At 68.2% G+C, this 16,886-nt stretch carries 17 protein-coding genes; 10 read left to right on the top strand and 7 right to left on the bottom strand.

The genetic code is table 11. The features are described 5' to 3' along the window. The 3 genes from AC3WON_RS11970 to cls all read right to left on the bottom strand — a co-directional run. Positions 1-287 (bottom strand): hypothetical protein (locus AC3WON_RS11970; RefSeq protein ID WP_492351907.1); only part of this gene is annotated, 287 nt, incomplete at its 3' end. 314 nt (positions 288-601) lie between these two features. After that, a complete protein-coding gene (locus AC3WON_RS11965) occupies positions 602-1,246 on the bottom strand; it encodes a TetR/AcrR family transcriptional regulator (RefSeq protein ID WP_492351906.1) in 645 nt (214 codons plus the stop codon). A 128-nt stretch (positions 1,247-1,374) separates the two neighbouring features. Further along, entirely contained in the window at positions 1,375-2,811 is a 1,437-nt protein-coding gene (cls, locus tag AC3WON_RS11960; RefSeq protein WP_492351905.1) for a cardiolipin synthase, read from the bottom strand. A gap of 431 nt (positions 2,812-3,242) precedes the next feature. Between cls and AC3WON_RS11955 the strand changes: the two genes are divergently transcribed. Beyond that, positions 3,243-3,998 carry a response regulator transcription factor gene (locus AC3WON_RS11955; protein ID WP_492317145.1) on the top strand — a complete coding sequence of 252 codons (756 nt, stop codon included), beginning with the start codon at positions 3,243-3,245 and terminating at the stop codon, positions 3,996-3,998. On the opposite strand, the gene AC3WON_RS11950 is transcribed toward AC3WON_RS11955, so the two are convergent. Next, positions 3,995-5,842, bottom strand: coding sequence for a phosphodiesterase (locus AC3WON_RS11950; RefSeq protein WP_492317146.1), 1,848 nt, complete (start codon positions 5,840-5,842; stop codon positions 3,995-3,997). The genes AC3WON_RS11955 and AC3WON_RS11950 overlap by 4 nt on opposite strands. Positions 5,843-6,073: 231 nt before the next feature. On the opposite strand from AC3WON_RS11950, the gene AC3WON_RS11945 reads away from it, so the two are divergent. From AC3WON_RS11945 to AC3WON_RS11935, 3 genes are all read left to right on the top strand, one after another. Further along, a complete protein-coding gene (locus AC3WON_RS11945; protein ID WP_492351904.1) occupies positions 6,074-7,702 on the top strand; it encodes a methyl-accepting chemotaxis protein in 1,629 nt (542 codons plus the stop codon). Positions 7,703-7,893: 191 nt separating this feature from the next. Then, on the top strand, positions 7,894-8,490 hold the full coding sequence (locus tag AC3WON_RS11940) for an HAD domain-containing protein (protein WP_492317148.1): 597 nt from the start codon (positions 7,894-7,896) through the stop codon (positions 8,488-8,490). A 123-nt stretch (positions 8,491-8,613) separates the two neighbouring features. Continuing rightward, complete coding sequence (locus AC3WON_RS11935) at positions 8,614-8,982, top strand: 5-carboxymethyl-2-hydroxymuconate Delta-isomerase (protein ID WP_035823957.1); 369 nt, start codon at positions 8,614-8,616, stop codon at positions 8,980-8,982. 225 nt (positions 8,983-9,207) lie between these two features. Here the strand turns inward: AC3WON_RS11935 and AC3WON_RS11930 are convergent, their stop codons facing one another. After that, positions 9,208-10,194, bottom strand: coding sequence for an alpha/beta hydrolase fold domain-containing protein (locus AC3WON_RS11930; protein ID WP_492351903.1), 987 nt, complete (start codon positions 10,192-10,194; stop codon positions 9,208-9,210). 128 nt (positions 10,195-10,322) lie between these two features. Beyond that, positions 10,323-10,781 carry an HU family DNA-binding protein gene (locus tag AC3WON_RS11925; protein ID WP_010809407.1) on the bottom strand — a complete coding sequence of 153 codons (459 nt, stop codon included), beginning with the start codon at positions 10,779-10,781 and terminating at the stop codon, positions 10,323-10,325. Between the two features lie 349 nt (positions 10,782-11,130). Between AC3WON_RS11925 and AC3WON_RS11920 the strand changes: the two genes are divergently transcribed. The 3 genes from AC3WON_RS11920 to AC3WON_RS11910 are packed head-to-tail and all read left to right on the top strand — an operon-like array spanning position 11,131 to position 13,514. Further along, entirely contained in the window at positions 11,131-11,481 is a 351-nt protein-coding gene (locus AC3WON_RS11920; protein WP_492317151.1) for a PepSY domain-containing protein, read from the top strand. A 17-nt stretch (positions 11,482-11,498) separates the two neighbouring features. Next, on the top strand, positions 11,499-12,173 hold the full coding sequence (locus AC3WON_RS11915) for a response regulator transcription factor (RefSeq protein ID WP_492317152.1): 675 nt from the start codon (positions 11,499-11,501) through the stop codon (positions 12,171-12,173). Beyond that, positions 12,174-13,514, top strand: a complete 1,341-nt coding sequence (locus AC3WON_RS11910; RefSeq protein WP_492317153.1) for a sensor histidine kinase — start codon at positions 12,174-12,176, stop codon at positions 13,512-13,514. Here AC3WON_RS11910 and AC3WON_RS11905 read toward each other — a convergent pair whose 3' ends face one another. Further along, positions 13,515-14,012, bottom strand: coding sequence for an Mpo1 family 2-hydroxy fatty acid dioxygenase (locus AC3WON_RS11905; protein ID WP_492317154.1), 498 nt, complete (start codon positions 14,010-14,012; stop codon positions 13,515-13,517). 215 nt (positions 14,013-14,227) lie between these two features. On the opposite strand from AC3WON_RS11905, the gene AC3WON_RS11900 reads away from it, so the two are divergent. The 3 genes from AC3WON_RS11900 (at position 14,228) to AC3WON_RS11890 (ending at position 16,844) form a co-directional block, all read left to right on the top strand. Beyond that, the gene (locus tag AC3WON_RS11900) at positions 14,228-14,980 is read left to right on the top strand and encodes a Crp/Fnr family transcriptional regulator (RefSeq protein WP_492317155.1); all 753 of its coding nucleotides are present in this window, start codon (positions 14,228-14,230) and stop codon (positions 14,978-14,980) included. Between the two features lie 27 nt (positions 14,981-15,007). Continuing rightward, positions 15,008-15,874, top strand: a complete 867-nt coding sequence (locus AC3WON_RS11895; RefSeq protein WP_492317156.1) for an arylamine N-acetyltransferase family protein — start codon at positions 15,008-15,010, stop codon at positions 15,872-15,874. Positions 15,875-16,079: 205 nt separating this feature from the next. Beyond that, positions 16,080-16,844, top strand: coding sequence for an SDR family oxidoreductase (locus AC3WON_RS11890; RefSeq protein WP_011617096.1), 765 nt, complete (start codon positions 16,080-16,082; stop codon positions 16,842-16,844). The last annotated feature ends 42 nt before the right edge of the window (positions 16,845-16,886 follow it).

The following is a 16,886-nucleotide window of genomic DNA, read 5'->3' as shown; positions in this document are numbered from 1 at the left end:
CCCCCATGCCAGCCGCCGTGCCCACGGCCACCACCGCCATGCCAGTGATGCCCGCCATGCCTGCCGTAGCTGCCGCCGTGGATATAGGTAAAGCTGCCGTAGAAACCACCGTAGCCCGGCCAAGGACGGTAGTACGGGTAGTACGCCGGCGCCGGGTAACCGTCATAGTAGGCAGAGGAAACCGGATAAGCCGGATAAGCCGGATAGTAAGAGTCGCCTGCATAGGGATAGGCGACGCAGCCAGCCAGCACTGCCACGCAGAGGGCCGCTCCCAATCCATATCGCATGATCCGCTCCTCACCGTGGCGCCGGCGTTCGGCTGCCTGACAGCCAGTTAGACTGTTCTGCAGGCCGCGCAATTCCTCGAAATGCGGACGCGCCCTGATAGCGCGCGGCAATCGACGTGCGTAGATCGAGACAATTCAGGGCGATATTTAAGAAATGTCCGATATTCAGATGAGAAGCAACGGAATACAGTCCTCTTGCACCCGGCCCGCGGGTGCCCCGACAGAGCCAGGTTGACCCCCTTCCTGGTTCCTTACACTGCCACGATGGTTCTCGCCATCGTGGCATTTTTTTCGCCGTGATCCTGCTGCAGGCGCTAGAGGCCCTTCTCGACCATGTCGAGCAGGCGCTGCCCGAGGATCTCTGCCTGCTCCCTGGCGCGGCTGCGCAGCGGGCCGTCGATCAGCAGGATGGCCAGGCCATGCACGGCCGACCACGCCAGGTACTCCGCACCCGGCCGGCGCTCGGGCGGCAGCACGCCGGCTTCCACCAGTTTGTCCAGCGCCGCGCCCAGCAGCTGGAACGGATTGAGGCCGCTGTTGCCTGCCTTGGCCGGATCGGCATCATCTTCCACTTCATCCGGCATCGAAAACGCGGTGCGGAACAGTCCGGTCTCGGCCAGCGCAAAGCGCAGGTAGCCGGTGCCGACCGCACGCAGGCAGGCACGCGCATGCGCAGCGGCTCCACGGCCCGGGCGCAGCCCGCCGATTTCACCTTCCATGGCAATGGCAAGCGACGACAAGGCCGAGGCCCGCACTGCCTGCAGCAGGTCCTGCCGGCTGGCGAAGTGCCGGTACGCGGCATTGGGCACCACGCCGGCACGGCGTGTGGCCTCGCGCAGCACGATGGCGTCGGGGCCACCCTCGCGTGCCAGGTCGATGCCTGCTTCCAGCAGCGCGCGGCGCAGGTCGCCGTGGCGGTAGGTGGCGCGCGCCGGAGGCGCGGGGACAGCCCGGGTCATGCGGCTCCCCTTGAATATGGATAACGGTTCATGATGTGCATACGCTTATAGTGAACAGTGTACACAATCAGGCCGCAACAAGTCTGTTGCATTGAGGATTGCAGGAACCAGCGGACCGGAAGCGGGCTTCAGAGGATGGGCGCAAACAGCTTGGCGACGTGCATCGCCACGCGCAGCGGCGCCGGCGCATCGAGGAACTCGTTCAGCCCGACGCGCTGGGCCTGGGCGAAGTCGGCTTTGAGCATGGTGGCCACGCTCGCGGCAAAGCCCTTGTCGGCAGTCATCACCATCAGCTCGAAGTTGAGCCGGAACGAGCGGTTGTCCAGGTTGGCCGTGCCGACGGCCGCGGCTTCGTCGTCGATCAGGATGACCTTCTGGTGCAGGAAGCCCGGCTGGTAGCGATACAGCTTGATGCCCGCGGACACGGCCTGGTACGCATAGATGGTGGAGGCGGCATAGACCACCAGGTGATCGGGCCGCGCCGGAATCAGGATGCGCACATCCACGCCGCGCAGCACGGCCAGCCGCAGCACCGCAAACACCGCCTCGTCGGGCACGAAATACGGCGACGTGATCCACAGCCGGTGGCGCGCCGCCTGGATGGCCTCGACAAAGAACAGCGAACAGGTCTCCTGCGCGTCGGCAGGGCCTGACGGCACCACCTGGCAGGTCATGCGCCCGCCCACTTCTGGCGGCGGCATCAGCAGGTGCGGCACCTCGCGCGCGGCCCAGAACCAGTCTTCGGCAAAGGCCATCTGCAGGTCCAGCACGGCGCTGCCGCGCAGTGCAATATGGGTGTCGCGCCACGGCGCCAGTGGCGGGCGTTCGCCCAGGTATTCGACGCCGACGTTGTGGCCACCGACAAAGGCCTCGCTGCCATCGACGATCACCAGCTTGCGATGGTTGCGAAAATTGAGCTGGAACCGGTTGACAAAGCCGCGGTGCGTGGAGAACGCCCGCGCATCGACGCCGGCCTCGGCCAGCGTGCGCACGTAGCGGCGCGGCAGCGCGTGGCAGCCAATGCGGTCGAACAGGAAGTACACCTTGACGCCGGCCCGCGCGCGCTCGCACAGTAGCGCCTGCAGGCGCTGGCCCAGCGCATCGTCATGCACGATGAAGAACTGCACGATCAGCACCTGGCTGGCCCGCGCGATCGCGGCAAAGATCGCCTCGAAGGTCTGCTCGCCGTTGACCAGCAAGCGCACGTCATTGTTGGCCAGGCACGGCATGCCGGTCAGCCGGGGCAGTGCACGCATGCAGGCCTGCGCCGGCGCATGGACCACGCAGGCGCTGCGCGCCTCGCGCTCGCGCGGGGTCATGCCGTGGCGCAGCTCGCGCAGGTGGTCGTCATTGAAGCGCCGGGCGTCGACATAGCCGGCGAAGGTGCTGCGCCCGAAGATCAGGTAGGGCACCAGCGTGAAGTACGGCATCATCAGCAGCGACCCCGCCCACGCGATCGCGCCGGGCGCGGTGCGCACCGTCATGACGGCATGCAGGGCAGCCACCACGCCGACGACGTGAAAGCACAGGACGATGATGGCGATGACACTCGGGCTCTGCAGCATCGGTGGGCTTGAGTCCCCGGACCGGAACGCGATGCGCGCTATTTTGGCACACCCTGCCCGAATGTTGACAGCACGGCGCCCATAGTGCCCGCGCGCTGCCTTCTTTTTTGGCACGCCGACAGCACCACGGTGCCAGGCCGCAGTCCGGCCACTGCGCACTGGCTTGTCCACAGGAGCTGTGGACAACTTTCCATATCGCCATCGGCCCCGCCGACAAACGCTCGTCACGCGACCAACGCGAGCACCATCAAAAAACAGCAGAAATTTCAGAAATGTCTGATTGTCCTGTGGACCACACTTTTTGTACGCTTGCTGCATGCGAACGGTAGTGCTGCGCGCACGCCTGGCGCCTGCCTTCGTTCCCTCGCTGTCCGGCTCCAGCCCTGCCGCGGTCCGGCCGTCCCTGCCACGGCTCTCGTATTTCGCCATCGATGAATATTGCGCTGCTCATGGGCAAGTCGCCCCAACTCCGGCCGGTGCCGGAACTGCTGGCACGTTCCGGTTATCGTTGCAACGTGTTTGAAACGGGCCGCGACCTGATCCACGGTGTCAGCCAGGTACCGTTCGACATGCTGCTGATCGATGATGAATTGCCAGACCTGCCGGCCATCGACGTTATCCGTGCCGTGCGCTGTGCGCGCTCACGCGATGTACCCATCATCATGCTTGCGGCCGACAGCAGTGAAGACGGCCTCATCGATGCACTCGATGCCGGCGCTGATGACTACGTGTGCCGCCCGCTCAATGTGCGCGTGCTGATGGCACGCATCACGGCGCTGCGCCGCCGGGTGACCGGCGAGCGCCTGCGCCAGGGCCTGGTGGTGCGCGTGGGCCCCTACCAGCTCAACAGCGTGGGCCGCTTTGCCACGCTGCGCGACGAGCGCATCGAAATGACGCCGAAGGAATTCGACCTGGCCATGCTGTTGTTTTCCAATGTCGGCAGGGTCCTGTCCTGCGACCGCATCCAGCAAGCCGTGTGGCGGCATGAACTGGCGCCGCTGTCGCGGGCACTGGCGGGACTGATCTCGCGCCTGCGCAAGACCCTGCGCATTGGCATCGCCAACGGCATCGTCATCACCGTCGTCTACGCGCACGGCTACCGGCTCGACGTACTGGAAGGGGGCGCCGCGCCCAGGCTGCCCGCGGCGGACCGCCGGGTCACCAGGCGCAGGCAGCCGGACCGCTAGACCGACAGCGTCGCGGCCAGCGACAGGAAATCCAGCACGGCCATGCCGGTTGCCGAGCGCTTGGCCTCGCGCTTGGCCGCCGCCGCCGCGGCGCCGATATGCTGGCTGCCCAGCCGCTGCAGGCCCGCCACGCCCTCGCCGCTCACACACACCACGCCAACCGCCATCGACACTGGCGCAAAGAAGACCGGCCGCCCGTGGCGGTCTTCGCCATGCATGCCGCCGGCGCTGCGATCGGCGGGCGAATACATGGCGCGCGCCGCGTCGTTGAAGCGCCGGATCGCAGCTTGCAGGCGCGCGGCCCAGTCGCTGCTCTGGTACAGCACCAGGAAGTCGTCGCCGCCCACGTGGCCGAGAAAATCGCGTGCGGGATCACAGGCCTCGGCCAGGATGGCGGCCGCGCCCTTGAGCATTTCATCGCCCTTCCAGTAGCCATACTTGTCGTTGAAGGGCTTGAAGTGGTTCAGGTCGACATAGCATGCGCGGAACTCGCTGGCGGCTTCGATCAGGCGCTCGATATGCTGGTTCAGCGGGATATTGCCGGGCAGGAAGGTCAGCGGATTGGCGTAGCGCGCCGCCTCCATGCGTACTTCGGTGATGGCCCGGATCAGGTCAGCGCCGGTGCCCAGGCCGATATAGCGGCCCTGTTCGGTAATCACGAAACCATCGGCAAGCGAGCGCGTGTTCTCGCCGGACAGGATCTGCGCCATCTCCTCCAGGCTGGCGCGATGGTCAAAGCAGGCCGGCTCGCGGTTGGCCATGGCGATGCAGGCCTTCTTGCCATACAGCTCGCGATGGAACGGCGCCGCGTAGCGGTCGATAAAGGCCTGGCGGCTGATGATCGCCAGCGGCCGGCCTTCGTCATTGACGACGGCCACGGCCTGCAGGTCGGGCTGGTCCTGGAAGACGCGCAGCACCGCATCGTTGCTGGTGGCAGGCGACACCGTCGGCGCAGGCCGCAGCAGGCGCCCGGCGGTGATGCCCGACCAGCCTGAGCGCACCATTTGCGGAAACACGGCGATATGCCTCGAAGCCAGCGTCTGGTGCACGTGCTGCGGCGCCTGCGCGGCCGGCCGCGCCGAGGGCCGGCCCACGTAGTAGCCCTGGGCGCCGGCCACGCCCAGGTCGCGGATCACGGCGAGCTCGTCTTCGTCCTCGATGCCTTCGGCGATCACGCGCCCGCCAAAGGCGCTCATCACGCGCAGCAGCGCGCGCAGGATCTCCAGCCGCCGCGAACAGGACGCAATGCCCCGCACCAGCGATTTGTCGATCTTGACGAACTGCGGCGACAGGTGCGCAAGCAGGTCGAGGTTGGCATGCCCGGTGCCGAAATCATCCAGCGCGTACTGCATGCCAAGCTCGCGCAGCACCGCCATCGCCTGGGCAAAGCTGGCGGCATCGCCGATCGGGGTCTGTTCGGTGATTTCGATCACCAGGCGCGACGGCGCAATGCCGGCCTCCAGCAGCGCCGCCATCAGCCGCCCGCGCTCGGCCAGCAGGTGCCGCAACGTCATGGGGCTGAAATTGAGGAAGAGCTTGCCGGGCAGGTCCAGGCTACGCCAGGCGGCCAGCGCGGTGCGCGCCGCGTGGATCTCCAGCGCCATGGTCGCGGCAACGCCCTGCGCCAGCCGGAACAACGCGTCCGGGCTCGCCCAGGGCGAGCCAGCCGGGCCCCGGATCAGCGCCTCGTAGCCGAGGATCTCGGCATTGTCCGCCTGCACGATCGGCTGGAATACCGCATGCAGCGGCGGCAGCCGCGCATGCGCGAGCGCCGCCGCGATGGGGGTACCAGCTGCGACAGGTGCGCGGTCGTGCAAAGGCGTGGCGGCAGGCAGGCCTGTCATGGCGGGAAATCCGGGGATAGAGCAAGAGGGCGAGCGACATTGCATGACATGGATATGACAGCGTGATGACAAAAATCCTCATCCCATGTCACGCCGGCGTCACGTTGATGACCGACCATCCGTGCGCCGCCTGCGACCGTCCCGGACAGAGGACAGCGCGCGCGGCAATTCGGGTCAAAGCCCGGGCCGTGCATCCTTCTGGAGCCAGCACGCCCGTTTGGAGTCTTCTCCGTGTTGCAAGTCATCAAGACACGCCTGCCCGGCCGCAGCCGGGCAGCTGCCCCCGCTCGGCTGTTCACGCGGTTTTCCGTACGACTGGGCCGCCTGCCGCTGGTGGCGCGCCTGTGCGGCGCCTTTGCCCTGGTGTACTTGTTCGGTGCCGCGGTCGGGTTGACGGGGATCGCCAACCTGGTGTCGATCAAGGCGCGCACCGACACCCTGTACCAGCACGACATGCACGGTGCCATCTCGGCCGAGCGCGCGCAGTCGGCACTGGCCACCCTTGGCCGTGCCCAACTGGCGCTGACCATGGCCACCAGCAGCACCGAGCGCGACGATGCCGCCGCCGACGTCGCGCGCAGCCTGTCGCAGCTCGATGCTGCGCTGGCCGGCGTACGCCAGGCCGCAGCGGCACAGGCCGCGCCGCTGCTGCGCGAACGCCAGCGCACCGGCGAGCTGGTGCAGGCCTACGTGGCGCTGCTGCGCAAGCAGCCGCTGGACTCGCTGCAATTCGACAGCGCGGTCTCGGTCGACGGCCACTTCGTTACTGAACAGCTGCAATCCCTCAGCCGGCAGGTGGAAGCCGTGCGCCAGCAGCAGGAACAAAAGGCCGCCGCCACGGTGGCCAGCGTGGCGGCCAGCCAGCTGCGCGCGCAGGCATGGATGGCCGCCCTGCTCGGCGCCAGCCTGCTGGCGGCCGCCGCGCTGGCGTGGATCGCGGCGCGCAGCCTGCGTGCCGAACTTGGCGGCGAGCCGCGCGACGCCGCCGAGATCGCTCGCCGCATAGCCGCCGGCGACCTGACCGCCACCATCGCCCTGCGCCCGTCGGACCACAGCAGCATGCTGCACCACATGGCCGGCATGCGCGACCAGCTTGCCGGCGTGCTGGCCCGTATCCAGGCCAGCGCCCAGGAGATCACCGCGGCCGGCCAGCAGATCGCCGAAGACAACCACGCCTTGTCGGCGCGCACCCAGCGGCAGGCCAGCGCGCTCGATGCCACCACCGGCAGCATGCAGGCACTGGCCGCACGCGTGGCCGACGCGCACGCCCAGGCCACCGAATCGAGCCAGATGGCCAGCCAGGCACGCGCCGCCACCGATGCCGGCGCTGCCGTGGTGCAGCAGATGCGCGGCGCAATGGATACGCTGCACGGCCACTCGCGCCATATCGCCGAGATCGTCGGCGTGATCCAGGGCATCGCCTTCCAGACCAATATCCTGGCGCTGAATGCCGCCGTGGAAGCGGCCCGCGCCGGCCCCGCCGGCCGCGGCTTTGCGGTGGTCGCGCAAGAAGTGCGCGCGCTGGCCCAGCGCAGCGCCGATGCGGCGCGCGAGATCGGCGGCATCGTCGGCACCGCTACCCACGAGATCGAGCAAGGCGCGCGCCTGAGCGCCAGCGTGGTGGCGGCAATGGACCGCATCGCGGCTACCGTCGGGCACAGCCATGCGCTGGCCGAGACCTTGCGCACGCTTGCCGACGAGCAGGCCGGCAGCGTGCAGGCCGCCGGACAATCCGTATCGCAGTTGCGCCAGACCGCCCAGCAGAACGCGGCGCTGGTCGATGACCTGGCCAGCCAGGCAGCCCGGCTGGACCAGCAGGCAGCGGCACTGGCCGACGATGTGGCCCGCTTCCGCTTCTAGTGCGTGTCATCTTTGTAACGGGCAGATGTGTCTGGGCGAAACATTTGTCATGGCGACGTAACCGGCATTTACGTCTACCCCGATAAAGTTACAGATCTGTTGCAACTGAACTGGTGCCGGTTACGTGTCAGCCTGCCCGTGGCGAGTAATCTTGGTTCACACCAACTGAACTGTCACCCGCACAGGAAACCATGGCTGAACGACTCATCATGCTGGACGTACCCGGCGTCCTGTATTCCGACCGCTCCCGCACCCGCCTCGGCGGCATTCCGGATTCGGGCACGCTGCGCGACGTCCGGTTCTTTGATCCTGTCGCGCTGGGGTTCGTACGCAGGTTGTTCGGCGTGGCCGGCGCCCGCGTGGTGGTGTCCGACGCCTGGCGCCGCGGCACGCCCGCGGCAATCCTGCAGCAGCTGGACCTGCAGGTCGAAGCCATGACCCCGCCGGCCGCAGGCGGCCATGGTGCGGAAATCGAAGCCTATTTCGCCCAGGGCGCCAAGCCGGTCCACTACGTGATCATTTCGTGCGCCGCCCCGGAGTCGATGCCCGAGGCCATGCGCGAGCACCTCGTGACCGTTGACCCGGCTGCCGGGCTGACCCTGGAGAACTTCCAGCAGGCGCTCGGCATCCTGGGGGTGGCCTGCCCGTCCACGGTGATGCCCGCACCGAAACTGGATGCCGGCCTGAAGGCCAAGCTGGCCCAGCTGCAGCAACTCGCCCGGGAGAATCCGGCCCGCTTCGGCAACGCGCTGGCACCGGCACGCGAGCGCACGCCCGTCCACGCCTGATCCGCACCAGCAGCACATCCCGACGGGGCGCTCCAAGGCGCCCCGTTTGCATTGCTGCGCCCGCCACGTGCCGGCGATCCCGTATCATGCTCGGTTTCACCGGAACACAGTCAGGACGCCGCCATGCCTCACCTCGTCATCGAACTCACCGAAAACACCCGCCTGAACTGCTCGCAGGAAGAGTTGCTGGATGAAGCCAATGCCGCCCTGCTGGCCTCCGGACAGTTCCAGGAGGCGGACATCAAGTCGCGCTGCATCACGCTGTCGACTTACCGCCAGGGTGTGGACGCGGTCGAGCGGGCCTTTGTCCACGCGCGCCTGTCGATCCTGGACGGCCGCGACACCGCCGTGCGCCAGGCGCTGGCGCAGGCCGTCTGCGACGTGATCGCCGAAGCGGTGCGCGCCGGCTCGGGCACCGGCCAGGACGTGCAGGTCTCGGTAGAGGTCTGCGAGATGGCGCGGGCAACCTATGCCAAGCAGGTGGTGGCCTGAGTTGGCGGGCCGGATGGTCGCCGCCAAATAAAAAACCCGCGGCCATTGCGGCCGCGGGCGGAAGCTTCAGGAAGATTCCGGAAGCTCTGTCATGGGGAGCGCCCCCGCACCCATGACCTGACCGATTCTAGGGGGGCGCCCGTCCTGTCCATTTGACGCAGGTTAAACTTGCTCCAGTCGGATCCGGTTGCGGCCAGCCTGGCATGAATCACCGGGCGGCCGGCATCAACCTGGGTCGGTTACCTCCTGCGGGGCAACGGCAGCGCGCACAGGCGCCAGCCCGTCCCTGCCCTCCGTGCCATGTGCGTCGTCGGCCAGCACTGACCGCGCAATCTCGGCAAACGCCGCGTCCGCTTCCGGCATCGGCAGCAGCATCCACACGTGGAACATTCCCTCGCCCTCGTGATACCGAAGCGGCAAGCCTTGCTCGCCGGCCATCTGGCGGAACTTCCTGCAGTCGGGCAGCAGGATGTCATGGGTCCCGATAAACAACGTGGTGGGCGGCAGCCCGCGCAACACGCCGTGCATGGGACTGACCTGTGGCAAGGTGACAGGATCCGCGCCGGCATAGACGCGCCCGCATTCAATGCCCCCGGGGCGTGACAGCATCGGGTCGAACGGCTCCAGGGCATCGATGCCGGGATTGTCGCCGGTGGCATCCAGGAACGGCGACAGCAATACCAGGCGCTGCGGCAGCGGTTGGCCGCTGTCACGCAGCACCTGTGCCAGCGCCAGTGCCATGCCGCCGCCAGCGGAATCGCCCATGACGGTCAGGTCTGCGCCCGGATAGCGCTGCTGCAGCACCTGCCACAGCGGCACCATGGCCGCGAACACGTCGCGGTGGGTATGTTCAGGCGCCAGCGGATAGACCGGCACGGTCACCGCGCAGCCCAGCGCGTCCACCAGCTTGCCGATGAAATTCCAGTGCTGGCTGACGATATCGAAAACATAGCCGCCGCCGTGCAGGTAAAGGACATGACGGGGTTTACCGTGCGCAGGCCCGTTCCTGGGCTGCACGGTGTAGACCTCCATCCCGGCGATCCGCTCCTCGCTGACCGCTTGCCGCGCACGCAGGCGCCGGGACGGATAGGCGCGCCCAACAATACGGCGCCGCCGGATTTCATCATGGAGCGCCTGGGCGCTGGCAAACCGCTGCTTGCGGCGCACCAGCCGCAAGGCGATCCGCCACAGCTGGCTTTGCAGACTCGGCATCGTGTCTCCCCCGCGCCGGTCTGTCGCCGGCGGCTGAAAATGCAGGAACGCGCGGCACGTATTGCGCTCGCGCAATAAAAAAGGAGCCGGCAAGCGGCTCCTTTCTTGTCAGGACAACGTGGCGCAGATCAGGCTGCGGCGTCCTTCAGCTTCTTCAGCGGACGGACCTTGACCTTGACGCTGGCCGGCTTGGCCGGGAACCAACGCTCTTCACCGGTGAACGGGTCCTTGCCGAAACGCTTCTTCTTGGCCGGCACTTGCTGCGCCGTGACCTTCAGCAGGCCGGGCAGCGTGAACTCGCCAGCGCCCTTCTTGTTCAGCGCGCCGATGATGGTGGTTTCCAGATGGGCCAGCACCGTCTTCACGGCCTTGGCTTCCAGTTGGGTCTGGGCTACCAGGTGAGCGACCAGGCTCGACTTGTTGAAGGTGTCCTTCAGCGGGCGCGCAACGGGCGCAGCGGCGGGAGCAGCCTTCTTGGCCGGCGTGGCCTTCTTGGCGGCAGCCTTCACGGGTGCCTTGGTTGCCGCGGCCTTCTTGGCAGCGGGCTTGGTTGCGGTCTTCGCGGTCGGTTTCGCTTTGGTCGCCATATCGATATTCGTAAGTTGAACAGATGGGTGTCGGCAGATGTTTCGCATTGCTTCTCAGCGTTGCGCAATCGTCTTCTCGATGCCCACTGAATCATAGCGGAAAGTACCGTAAGTCAAGGGGTTTTCGTGCAGGCGAAACGTAAAACCCCGTGAAAACCCCGGGTTTTGTCGCGGCTTTGCCTCAGTGGAAACGCGAATACGGCCTACGTCCCCCCGTTTTGGCGTTCGCGGCAGACGCTTCGGTGCCGGCGCGCGCAGCGATGCGCGAGCCGCGGCGCTACCGTTTGCGGCCTGGCCACGAGGGCTGCGTTCAGCCCGCATTCAGGCAATCTGATGCAAACTCCGGGCCATGAAGTTCAAATTCCCGGCCCTCCTGCACCCCCGCATGCTGGTCGCCGCGGCGCTGCTGGCGCTGGCGGCGATGCCGGCCGCGCACGCCGACAAGGACGCCGACCGCGCCCGCGCGGCCGTGCAGTCCGGCGAAATCCTGCCGCTGTCGCGCATCCTGGAAACGGTGTCGCGCCAGTACGAGGGCGACGTCATCGGCGTTGAGCTGGACCGCGACGACGGCATCTGGCAATACGAGGTCAAGCTGCTGTTGCCGGGTGGTTCGGTGGCCAAGCTCGAGTACGATGCACGCACGGCCGCCCTGCTCAAGGCGAAGGGGCGTGGGCTGGAAAACGCCCGCCGCAAACCCTGACCGACAGGAAACCCCCGATGCGCATCTTGCTGGTCGAAGACGAAGCCGCCCTCGCCGCCCAGGTCCGTGCCAGCCTGGCCGACGCCGGCTATGCCGTCGACGTGGCCGCGGACGGCCTGGATGCCTGCCACCTGGGCGAGCAGGAGCCCTACGACGCCGTCATCCTGGACCTGGGCCTGCCGCGGCTGGACGGCCTTTCGGTGCTGCGCCGCTGGCGCGCCGCGCAGGTCAGCGTGCCGGTGCTGATCCTGACCGCGCGCGACAGCTGGACCGAGAAGGTCGAAGGCATCGATGCCGGCGCCGACGACTACCTGGCCAAGCCATTCCGCATGGAAGAGCTGCTCGCGCGCATCCGCGCGCTGATCCGGCGCGCGCATGGCATGCCGGCGCCGGAGCTGCAATGCGGCCCAGTGCGCATGAATCCGCGCGCAGGCAAGGTCACCGTCGACGGCAAGCCGGTGGCACTGACCTCGCATGAATTCCGCGTGCTGGACTACCTGATGCACCATCCCGGCGCCATCGTCAGCAAGACCGCGCTGACCGAGCATATCTATGCCCAGGACTTCGACCGCGACAGCAACACCATCGAGGTCTTTGTCGGGCGGCTGCGCCGCAAGCTTGGCGTGGATGTCATCGAGACCGTGCGCGGCCAGGGCTACCGCATGCGGCCGCCGTCGCCACTGCAGCCCTAGATGCCCGCCCGCCTGCGCCGATCCCTTGCGCTGCGCCTGCTGGCAGTGGCGGCGGTCTGGCTGGCAGCGGCGCTGGGCGCCAGCGGCTGGCTGCTGTCGACGCTGTTCGAGCGCCACGTCAACAACACCTATGTGCGCCAGCTCGACCACCAGTTGGCGGGCCTGGCCGCGGCGCTGGACTGGAGCGCCGACGGCAAGCTGGTCCTCACCCGTACCCCTGCCGATCCCCGCTACGAGCTGCCCTACTCCGGCACCTACTGGCAGGCGCGCGCGCCCGGCGCGCTGCTGCGCTCGCGCTCGCTGTGGGATACGGAAATGCCGGTGACGGTGGAGCGCCGCCTTGCCGGCGCCCAGGCCGACGTGCGCCCGGGCCCCAGCAACCAGTCGTTGCTGGTGGTGTCGCGGCAACTGGTGCTGCCATCCGCGGATACCCCGGTGGAGATCTCGGTGGCGCTGGACCGGACCGAGCTGCGTGCCGCGCGCCGCAGCTTCAACCGGACGCTGGCGTGGTCGCTGACGGCGCTGGGACTGGGGCTGATGCTGGCGGTTGCGGCGCAGGTGAAATTTGGGCTGGCGCCGCTGGCGCGGCTGCGGCGCGCGCTGGGCACGATGCAGGCGCGGCGCGAGGCACGCCTGGGCGGCAACTGGCCCGCCGAAGTCGAACCCCTGGTGGCCGAGATCAATGCCCTGCTGGCACGCAACACCCAGGCGCTGGAACGCTCGCGCCGGCAGGCGGCGGACCTGGCGCACGCGGTCAAGACGCCGCTGGCAGTGCTCGCCAACGAGGCCGCGGCGCTGCCGGGGGCGCCGGCGCAAGCCGTGGGGGCGCAGGTTGAAGCGATGCGCCGGCAGGTCGACCGCCATCTGGCGCGCGCCCGCGCCGCGGGCGCCGCGGCGGCGCGCGGCCAACGCATCGATGCCGGCGCGCCGGTGCGGGAGCTGACCCGAGCACTGGCGCGGCTGCACGCTGAGCGCGCGCTGGCGCTGACGGTTGAGGGCGCCGGGCACTTTGCCGGCGACCGGCAAGACCTGGTCGAAATACTCGGCAACCTGCTCGACAATGCCTGCCAGTGGGCGCGCACGCGCGTGCGCGTCACGCTGCAGGAAGCGGATGGCGAGCTCGAAATACTGGTCGAGGACGACGGCCCGGGCATGCCGCCGGAAGCGCAGGCACTGGCCACCGCCCGCTTTGGCCGGCTCGACGAGGCCGCTGCCGGCAGCGGGCTGGGCCTGGCGATCGTGACGGAAATCGCGGCGATGTACGACGGCAGCCTGGCGCTGGCATCGAGCCCGCTGGGCGGGCTGGCGGCGCGGCTGCGGCTGCCGGCGGGGCTGCCCTGATCAGTGCGCGCGGGCGGCCATGGCCTCGCGCGTGCCGCGTGCCAGCCCCAGCGCAAAGGCGGTTTCCGCCACCAGGAACAGCGGACCGATCAGCAGGCCGACCAGGTCGTCGACGAAGGCCGGCTTGCGCCCCTCGTAATAGTGGCCGATGAACTGGATCACCCATCCCACCACGAACAGGCCAAGGCCGATGGCAAGCCACCAGGCGGTGGGCATCGCCGCAATGTGCGCGCCGGCATAGAGGAAGAACGCCAGGATGACCGCCATCGCCACCCCGAACACCAGCGACAGGCGCAGGTAGAACAGGCACGACAGGATGTACAGCAGCATCGCCGGCGTCAGGTAGGCAGAGCCGTCGCCCAGCGTCAGCGCCGGGCGCGCCAGCAGCGTCGTCACTGCCAGCACGATCATCGGAATGCCGATGAAGTGCGTAAAGACGTTGCGCGGGTCGCGATGGTAGGCGGCGTAGTTGGCCAGGTGTTCGATCAGGGTTTTCACGGGGGTATCTCCTTGTATGCGCAGGCGTGCGCGTTCCGCGCCGCAAGGGCGGCCGGACGCTGCCGCCTGCTGCTGCGCGGGGGGCGCGATGTGGATTTATAGTAGTGGGCGCGCACCGTGCGGTCTGTCAGGTTTTTGACAGTCCGGACCGTCGCTGCGTGCCCTTGTGTGTCCCTGCTGACACCCGGCACAACCCCATATGAAAGGAGACCGGCATGGGACTGGCGCGCCCGCCGCAACACCCTCAACCGCAACTCGCCGGCACACTGCCCGCCCCGGTGCCGTTGCGCGACGATGCGCTTGCTGCCGTACGTGCCGGTGCCTGGTTCAGCCAGTTGCCGCCCGCACTGCGCCAGGCACTGCTCGATGACGGCAGCCTGCGCCGGCTGGTGGCCGGCGAGACGCTCTTTGCCCGCGGCGACCGTTTCGACGGCCTGTATTGTGTCGCCAGCGGCACCATGCAGATCCACGCCAGCGGCGAATCGGGCAAGGCGGCATTGCTCGGGCTGCTGGAACCCGGCACCTGGTTCGGGGAGATCTGCCTGTTCGACGGCCTGCCGCGCACCCACGACGCGCGCGCGGTCAGCACCACGACACTGTGGCATGTGCCGCGCGCCAGCCTGGAGCAGCGCCTGGCGCAGCAGCCGGCATGGTGGCGGGCCTTCGGGCAATTGCTGGCAGCCAAGACGCGCCAGGCCTTCAACTATGTCGAGGAAGCGCAGTTGCTGCCGCCGGCGGCCCGCATTGCCCGGCGCCTGGCCGCGATCGCGCATGGCTACGGCAACCTGCCGCAGGCCCAGGCCACGCAGCGCGTGCGCATCCCGCAGGAGCAGCTGGCGCAGATGCTGGGCCTGTCGCGCCAGACCGTGAACCACGCGCTGCGCGAACTGGAAGCGCGCGGGCTGCTGCGGCTGGAGTATGGCGGCATCGAACTGCTTGACCTGCCGGCGCTGGAAGCGCTCAACTGAACGCATCGCACCGGAGCCCCGCACATCATGATGACCCTGGATGCCCCCCAACTGGATGCCTGGCTGGCGCGCCTCGGCATCGCCGCCCCGCCCTCGCCCACGCTGGAAGCGCTGGATATCGTACTGGCCGCGCACCTGGCCAGCATTCCGTTCGAAAACGTCGATCCGCTGCTGCGCCGGCCAGTACGGATCGAGCTGGATGCGGTCTTCGACAAGCTCGTCACGCGCCGGCGCGGCGGCTACTGCTTTGAACTCAATACCCTGCTGGCGGCCGGGCTGGGCGCGCTCGGCTACGCCGTGACGCCGCTGGCCGCGCGCGTGCGCTGGGGCGTTCCCGACGACGTGCCGACCGCGACCTCGCACATGCTGCTGCGTGTGGAGGTGGCGCATCGCAGCTACCTGGCCGATGTCGGCTTCGGCGGCCCCACGCCATACCGGGCGATGCCGCTGTCCGAGCCGGCCGATGACAGCTTCCCCTACCGTCTGGCGCCTTCGCCGCCGCAGACCTCCGCCACCGCGTTCCACAGCTACGACCTGGAGGCGCGCGGCGATGCCGGCTGGATCAAGGTCTACCGCTTCGACCTGACGCCGCAGCCGTGGATCGATTTCGTGCCGCGCAACTGGTATGTATCGACGCACCCTGACAGCGTATTCCTGCAGCGGCTGATGGCCGCGCGCACCGACGGCGACACCCGCGTGACGCTGGCCGACGGCGACCTGGCCGAGCGCGCACCGGACGGCGCCGTGCGCCGAACCCGGCTGGCCTCGCCCGAGGCCGTGGTGCGGGCCTTGTCGGATCGCTTTGGCGTGCTGCTGGACGATGAGCTGCGGCGTGGCCTGGCCGACGCCCTGCCAGCGCTGCTGGCGCCCGCAACGGCATCCTCCGGCACCTGAGGCGCCATTATTCTGCTATGCAGCATGCCTGCCATGCACGGCGCGCATTGCCCGCAGAAAGAATCCTGATATGGCCGGCGCGCGGCACCCGGGCCTGTGGACTGAGGCCAGCGGCGCCACCATAATGTCCCGGCGATGCTGCCTGCGGGCGCGTCGCCAGGACAAAGCCGGCCCCTGACGCCGGCGCAGCCATACAGGAGACTCCATGTCATTGTTTGATCTGACGGGCAAGGTTGCCATCGTCACCGGCTCCTCGCGCGGGATTGGCCGCGCCATCGCCGAGCAGATGGCCGTCCAGGGCGCCAAGGTGGTCATTTCTTCGCGCAAGATCGAGGCCTGCCAGGAAGTGGTGGATGCCATCAACGCCCGCCACGGCGCCGGCACCGCGATCGCGGTCCCTGCCAATATTTCTTCGAAGGACGACCTGCAGCGCCTGGTCGACGAGACCAACCGCGCCTTCGGCAAGATCGACGTGCTGGTCTGCAATGCCGCGTCCAACCCGTACTACGGGCCCATGAGCGGCGTGTCGGACGACCAGTTCCGCAAGGTGCTGGACAACAACGTCATCTCCAACCACTGGCTGATCCAGATGGTGGCCCCGCAGATGATCGACCGCAAGGACGGCTCGATCATCATCGTGTCGTCGATCGGCGGCCTGCGCGGCTCGCCCACCATCGGCGTGTACAACATCTCCAAGGCCGCCGACTTCCAGCTGGCGCGCAACCTCGCCGTCGAGTTCGGGCCGCACAACGTGCGCGTGAACTGCATCGCGCCGGGGCTGATCAAGACCGACTTTGCGCGCGCGCTGTGGGAAGATCCCGAGCGCTACAAGCAGTCCACCCAGGGCGCGCCGCTGCGCCGCATCGGCGAACCCGTCGAGATCGCCGGGGCGGCGGTCTACCTGGCGTCGGCAGCCAGCACCTTCATGACCGGCCAGGCGCTGGTCGTGGACGGCGGCGTGACCATCTGAGCGTCTGGCCCCAGCGTTGCGGGGGGGGGGGGGGGGGGGGGG

It is taken from the genome of Cupriavidus sp. FW305-46 (genome assembly GCF_058787075.1).
Note: the sequence above shows the minus strand (reverse complement) of the source record. Positions and strands in the feature narration are given on the sequence as shown.

Bases quoted from the DNA above. Each gene is read 5' to 3' on its own strand.
- AC3WON_RS11955 (WP_492317145.1), top strand. From the start codon at position 3,243: ATGAATATTGCGCTGCTCATGGGCAAGTCGCCCCAACTCCGGCCGGTG.
- AC3WON_RS11890 (WP_011617096.1), top strand. From the start codon at position 16,080: ATGTCATTGTTTGATCTGACGGGCAAGGTTGCCATCGTCACCGGCTCC.
- AC3WON_RS11935 (WP_035823957.1), top strand. From the start codon at position 8,614: ATGCCTCACCTCGTCATCGAACTCACCGAAAACACCCGCCTGAACTGC.
- AC3WON_RS11950 (WP_492317146.1), bottom strand. From the start codon at position 5,842: ATGACAGGCCTGCCTGCCGCCACGCCTTTGCACGACCGCGCACCTGTC.
- AC3WON_RS11900 (WP_492317155.1), top strand. From the start codon at position 14,228: ATGGGACTGGCGCGCCCGCCGCAACACCCTCAACCGCAACTCGCCGGC.
- AC3WON_RS11925 (WP_010809407.1), bottom strand. From the start codon at position 10,781: ATGGCGACCAAAGCGAAACCGACCGCGAAGACCGCAACCAAGCCCGCT.
- cls (WP_492351905.1), bottom strand. From the start codon at position 2,811: ATGCTGCAGAGCCCGAGTGTCATCGCCATCATCGTCCTGTGCTTTCAC.
- AC3WON_RS11910 (WP_492317153.1), top strand. From the start codon at position 12,174: ATGCCCGCCCGCCTGCGCCGATCCCTTGCGCTGCGCCTGCTGGCAGTG.
- AC3WON_RS11965 (WP_492351906.1), bottom strand. From the start codon at position 1,246: ATGACCCGGGCTGTCCCCGCGCCTCCGGCGCGCGCCACCTACCGCCAC.
- AC3WON_RS11930 (WP_492351903.1), bottom strand. From the start codon at position 10,194: ATGCCGAGTCTGCAAAGCCAGCTGTGGCGGATCGCCTTGCGGCTGGTG.
- AC3WON_RS11895 (WP_492317156.1), top strand. From the start codon at position 15,008: ATGATGACCCTGGATGCCCCCCAACTGGATGCCTGGCTGGCGCGCCTC.
- AC3WON_RS11940 (WP_492317148.1), top strand. From the start codon at position 7,894: ATGGCTGAACGACTCATCATGCTGGACGTACCCGGCGTCCTGTATTCC.
- AC3WON_RS11920 (WP_492317151.1), top strand. From the start codon at position 11,131: ATGAAGTTCAAATTCCCGGCCCTCCTGCACCCCCGCATGCTGGTCGCC.
- AC3WON_RS11915 (WP_492317152.1), top strand. From the start codon at position 11,499: ATGCGCATCTTGCTGGTCGAAGACGAAGCCGCCCTCGCCGCCCAGGTC.